Source organism: Pseudomonas sp. Sample_22, from assembly GCF_004307635.1.
In the GTDB taxonomy this organism is placed as follows: domain Bacteria; phylum Pseudomonadota; class Gammaproteobacteria; order Pseudomonadales; family Pseudomonadaceae; genus Aquipseudomonas.
This window is the reverse complement of sequence record NZ_RCNY01000058.1, coordinates 1-4626: the sequence shown is the minus strand read 5'-3', so window position 1 is coordinate 4626 and position 4626 is coordinate 1. Positions and strand designations below refer to the sequence as shown.

General features: G+C 50.7%; 4 protein-coding genes. All 4 read right to left on the bottom strand.

Annotated features, from left to right (window positions below):
- Nucleotides 1-434 precede the first annotated feature (434 nt).
- Nucleotides 435-1673, bottom strand: a complete 1239-nt coding sequence (gene hcnC, locus D8U73_RS15195) for a cyanide-forming glycine dehydrogenase subunit HcnC (RefSeq protein WP_130904960.1) — start codon at nucleotides 1671-1673, stop codon at nucleotides 435-437.
- The gene (gene hcnB, locus D8U73_RS15190; protein ID WP_130904959.1) at nucleotides 1666-3072 is read right to left on the bottom strand and encodes a cyanide-forming glycine dehydrogenase subunit HcnB; all 1407 of its coding nucleotides are present in this window, start codon (nucleotides 3070-3072) and stop codon (nucleotides 1666-1668) included. The genes hcnC and hcnB overlap by 8 nt, the downstream gene beginning before the upstream one ends.
- Nucleotides 3069-3380, bottom strand: coding sequence for a (2Fe-2S)-binding protein (locus D8U73_RS15185; RefSeq protein ID WP_130904962.1), 312 nt, complete (start codon nucleotides 3378-3380; stop codon nucleotides 3069-3071). Before D8U73_RS15185 ends, hcnB begins: the two co-directional genes overlap by 4 nt.
- Nucleotides 3381-3674: 294 nt before the next feature.
- Nucleotides 3675-4499: a helix-turn-helix transcriptional regulator gene (locus D8U73_RS15180; protein WP_241667800.1), complete on the bottom strand. Its 825-nt coding sequence runs from the start codon at nucleotides 4497-4499 to the stop codon at nucleotides 3675-3677.
- Between the last annotated feature and the right edge of the window lie 127 nt (nucleotides 4500-4626).

Here is a 4626-nt window from a genome sequence, read left to right as displayed (position 1 = left end):
ACGCTGTCTTTCAGTATCTATAAGAAAAATGTTTCACTTATTTTGCATGCAGCTCCTGTACCTGTCGCGCTTGAATGCAGACGGCACGGGTGGATAATCACCGGAGGAGGTGTTTCAAAATAGAAGGTCTTAGTCATTCGCTATGATTTCTGAGTTATTTGACTATGATGAGGCGTTTGTGAATCGTCGTGCTTCTCGTAATGCATTTTTTCTCACCGGTATGGCTTTAGGGGCGGAATTGAGCACGTTATTTTGTGTGCAGTTAAGTCATGAGGCATTCGGATCGTCGTTTAAGACGTAAAGTTTGTTCGATATTCGTTGCTAATGCGCCTCGCCGAGGCATTGCACACCGCTGAATAATTCACGCGTGTCTTAAGCCGCAGGCACATACACGCGACCATCAGTCGAAGCCGTTGGCTAATCCGCAATGCTCGCTAGGCCGGTTTCTCGAAAACATTGAAACGGTTTGCCAAGAAGGGCGTTATGTCCATTGGCAATGCCTCGTCGTTAACTAATTTATCCAGCAGTATTCCCGTAATCGCCGATGTCAGAATTCCGGTGCGAAAATGGCCGCAAGCGTTGAGATAGCCCTCTGCCCCCACCATGGGGCCTAGAATTGGTAACTCATCAGGCGATCCTGGACGCAATCCTGCCCAGGTGCGTTTAAGGTTTATATCGACCAACTGGGGAACACAACGCACTGCGCCTTTGACCAAGCCTGCGATTTCCGGATAGGTAGTTGTGATGTCGAACCCTTTGTCCTCAGTGGTACTGCCAATCAAAATCTCGCCATTGTCCTTTTGAGCCATGTAACAGTCGCTCGTGGTCAGGCAGCCCTGGAGTATCTTCGGCACACGCTCCGTCAGCAAGATCTGTCCTTTCACGGGGTTCACCGGAATTCGTTGTCCAGTCGCCATTTCACTCAGATCCGCCGCCCAGGCGCCTGCCGCATTGATCAAGGTGCTGCAATGGAACACCCCTGCTTCGGTGGTCTGCACACCGCTGACGCGCGATCCCTCATGCAATACATCGATGATGTTGGTGTTAAAATACAGATCTATCCCATTCCGCCTTGCGCCTTCCGTGTAGGCATCGGCTAGCCGAAACGGGCTGACTTGATGGTCACAGAGAAATTCCAATGCACCTTTGGCCTCGTGACTAATGTTCGGCTCGGCTCTGCGTAACGTGGCCTGATCCAGCCACCGAATCTGATCCGCCAGGTGGGGGATACACGCCACAATGTGTTCGGCGTAGAGACGGTCTTCATCGTCGTAGATCACAAATTTCAGACCGGTCTGCTCGAACTTGAAATCCATACCGTGATCATCGCGCAACTCTTTGTGCAGAGCCGGATACATGGCGTTGGACTGTAGGGCCAACTCAAAAAATGCCTGAGGTAAAATGTGCGGGGTCTGGGCATCCACAACGACTGCCGAACCTAGGGCTTTGCGTTTGTGATTAGCCGACATCATACGAAAAAAAATCACCCCACAACCCAACCCCACTGACTCGCCGATTGCCCATAAACCGCCTGCCGACGCGCGGGTTGCATTGCCCGGTCGTTTAGCATCGATCAATGCGACCTTGAGGTTTTTACGTTTGGATAACTGGTAGGCGCAAGAGGCTCCAATCACTCCACCTCCAGCAATGATTACATCATAAAACTTATTCATGGCATGTGTCTTCAATGTCGAATGACTTAAATGCTGAGAAGGGAATCGGATCGGTTGGAAAGCGCGGGCGCAGCCAGCCCACGTTCTGGCGCCCGGTGGTTTCACGCAAGCGGTCAGTGCAGTAGCTGACGCACATCCTTCCCTGGCAATCGCCCATGCCAACACGCGTGCGCATTTTCAAGCTAGGGAGGTCTTGAACACCTTGCTCAAGTGCTTTGTCGATTTCACCCCGGGTGGTATTTTCGCAGCGACAAATAACTGTGCCACTGGCAGGCAGTCCAGCTTGTCCGGCCCCCCGCGCAGTGTATCGATCGATAGCGGCGCGAAACCGTACGATCGCCTCGAGTTTGGTCAAATAGTAGCTACGTAACTTCAGGGCCAGTTCTGAGTCGAGTACATCGCGTTGAAGCATGATCGACACCGCCGCTATTTTTCCCGTGAGCATTGCGGCTTCACCTCCACGAATACCTGCCATATCCCCGACCGGGTGTGCGTGAGGTTCGCTGCTTTGCTGCCAAATATTGGTCACGGCACGCAGGGATCCATCATCACTAAACTCATGACGCAAGTTCATTTGCTGACTAAGTTGAGTCCGTGGAATGAAACCGTAGCCCACAGCAAGGGTTTGGGCGGGAATGTGAAGAGTGCGGTTCAGATCGGCCCCCCAAGTGCGGGTGTAAGGTGCCACGGTGACTGAACTTAACTCATTGCCCCCGTGGGCCGCCACGATGCCCCAACCGTACTGAATAGGTATGCCATGCCTTTTGAGAAAAGTGAGCATGCTCAAGCCTTCAAGAAACAGCTGCGGCTTGTTCAAAAATGCCAGGCTTTCTTTAGCGATTTTTCCGAACGAACACGCCTCGAAAACCCCGGCGACTGTGACTCCACTAGCGAGCAATTGACAAGCCAAGAGGGGTAACAAGGGACCGGTCCCAGTAATCACAACCGGTCCTTGTGGTTTAACCACGCTGCTTTTGATTTGTAGCTGCAAGCCGCCCAACAGCATGACCCCAGGCAATGTCCAGCCAGGGAACGGCACGCTACGTTCGTGGCAGCCAGCTGCAAGTACCAATTGCGGATACTTGTACTCCCGCAAGTGCTCTTCGTCATCCAGTACCCACAAGCGACTGCCTTCAGCGCCGACCACTCGATGGTTGAGATGCACCTCTATAAAATCCGAATAAACCTGAAACTCTTGGTGCAATTTGAGCAGCGCTTGCGTATAGCGCGGCCCCAAATAATCCATTTGCACACCTTCGCGAAGCGGCCCCCGATATACCACCCCACCCAGTCGTGAGGCTTCTTCGAATAATGTGGTACGTACGCCATGCTTGGCGAGCTCAATCGCCGCCGCCATGCCTGCGGGGCCTCCCCCGACAATGACCGGTCGCAAGCTCATACAATCTCCTGCCCAGCAATGCGATTGACGAGGGTTTGCACGGACATGCCTTCACGCACCAGCGTCTGACAGGCGCGTTTCTTGTGGCGGCCATCGATTTTCACAAGGCAGCATTGGCATACCCCCATGCCACAATAGGCACCGCTAGTTTGATCATGGTCATTGCGAGCCAATTGGCGAATGCCCAGAGCTTGAATAACGGTCAGAACAGTTTCGCCAGAAGCCGCCGGAATTGATTGACCGTTGATGAATACGCAGAAGTCCGCAGCGAATGGCTGAATATCAAATGTTCTTTTCATACATGGCATCGAATTATTGATCCTTAAAATTAAGTCTTGCAGCGACTTCAACGCGGCCGCCTTCACATTTCCTTTTTGATGTACAAGGAACGTCAACGTCGTTACGTCATCCCCCTAAACGACTTGATGCTGCTGAATGTCTTGAATACTGGGCGGCTTGTAAATATTTTAGCGAATCGCTCACCCTGTGCTGCCGGCGAAGCACAGAAAGGAGACATAATACTCCTCGCCAGCGTTACCAACCGCTAGCGGGATATTCGATAATCTTCGTAGTGTTACTTTATCGGTTCGCATCAATGTCACCTAGCCCCGAAGTCGCGTATTTCTCAGGCTTGTGGGGGTTACACCAAAAGAACTTTTAAACTTCATAGTGAACCGAGATTGCGATTTGTACCCGCAACGCTCCGCAATGTGTCCAATTGATTCCATTGTCGTTTGGACCAAAAAAAGAGCTTTACTCATTCTCGCCTGATTCACAATCGTTTTGATATCGCCGCCTTCTGCACGTAATTTCCGGCGCAGCGTAGACTGGCTCACTGCGAGCTTGTTGGCTAGATAATTAACACTCCAATCATTACTAGCGTCCTCGCTTATAATTTTATGCAGCTTGTGGCTTAAGCTCGGATAGCCCGAAATTTTAGCGATTTCTTCATGGCCGCTTAAGTACAGCAAATTAAGAATTTCTTTTCGTCGAGCATGCCATAACTCTTTTGGGGTCAACGAGGACCATTCTACGTATTGATTAAGGGCCTTAACTAAAGTCTCCGGCACGGTCCCTGTAAAATAAGTCAAGCGGGGGGCGTCATTGCACGTAAATTGGTTAAAGTCTTCAACCTCAAACTCTATCAGAATGGCAAAGTATTCGCCGTCAGGAATGTTCCTCATGTCGGCGCATGACGAATTCGATAAAAACAAGAAGTTGCCTGACGCACAAGTGGCTTCGGGCTGTTGCCCAAGCACTTTAACGCCGGTCAGCACCACTATTAATAGCGGCTTAAGAATGGGGACGTTTAATATTCGCTGTTCTTTGAACGATGAAAGCACCGAAAATGGCAAGGGTTTATTTTCATGGGATACCCTTTTCACTAAATGCTTCAATTCCTGCATGGTTATCGGCGATGCCTTCATCTAAAAACTCTCCTTCTCGTACAAACAGGCCAGCCATCGAGTCAACGTCGAGACTGCCCAGGTAATTTAAATGGTTGAGTAGTTTTTATGACATAGAAACAACTTGAGTTACGTGATGTTGCGCCTG

What these genes read in the sequence shown, in the direction of transcription:
- hcnB (WP_130904959.1), bottom strand. Translation starts at nt 3,072, where the DNA reads ATGAGCTTGCGACCGGTCATTGTCGGGGGAGGCCCCGCAGGCATGGCG.
- D8U73_RS15180 (WP_241667800.1), bottom strand. Translation starts at nt 4,499, where the DNA reads ATGAAGGCATCGCCGATAACCATGCAGGAATTGAAGCATTTAGTGAAA.
- hcnC (WP_130904960.1), bottom strand. Translation starts at nt 1,673, where the DNA reads ATGAATAAGTTTTATGATGTAATCATTGCTGGAGGTGGAGTGATTGGA.
- D8U73_RS15185 (WP_130904962.1), bottom strand. Translation starts at nt 3,380, where the DNA reads ATGCCATGTATGAAAAGAACATTTGATATTCAGCCATTCGCTGCGGAC.